The following is a 544-nucleotide window of genomic DNA, read 5'->3' as shown; positions in this document are numbered from 1 at the left end:
AGATGTTTGGCAATTGTGGCCCATGAATGGCGCATATAGTAGGAGGTCATTCTCTCTTCGATACCTGCGTCATCTGCAATCTTTTTTAAAAGTTTATTTACTAATCTTCGGTCGGACCGGTATTTGGTGAAACTTTCAGGAGAACCATCATAACCTATTGGAAAAATAAAATCATTCTGGCCTTTATTTTTGAGGTAGTAGTCAAGAATTTCTGCCAATTCTTCTGTTATTCTTACGGATAATGAATCTCCAGTCTTACTACGACCATAATGTATTCTGTTTTCTGTTATATTTTTTACCTGGAGTTTAGCCAGATCAATAAGATTCATGCCCCGACAATTAAACATACTCAAGAGGTAATTTTTTGTATGCCATATGCTTGAATTGGTTTCATATTTAAGGTTTCTAATTGCCATTATTTTTTCCTTGGTGAGAGCCTTTTTTTTGTTTCTTTTTGTTGAGGGGATCCGATAGAGTGAGAATGGATTTTTAACTGGTACATAAATATCTTCTTTAATAGCACTATTGTAAATTGCTCTAATTG

1 protein-coding gene is annotated in these 544 nt (G+C 34.4%); it reads right to left on the bottom strand.

Annotated features, from left to right (window positions below):
- A partial coding sequence (locus HC175_RS17035) for a tyrosine-type recombinase/integrase (protein ID WP_168139528.1) occupies positions 1-544 on the bottom strand: 544 nt, incomplete at both ends.

The sequence above is a fragment of the Salinimicrobium oceani genome (assembly GCF_012037645.1).
This window is presented reverse-complemented; position numbering and strand designations above follow the sequence as displayed.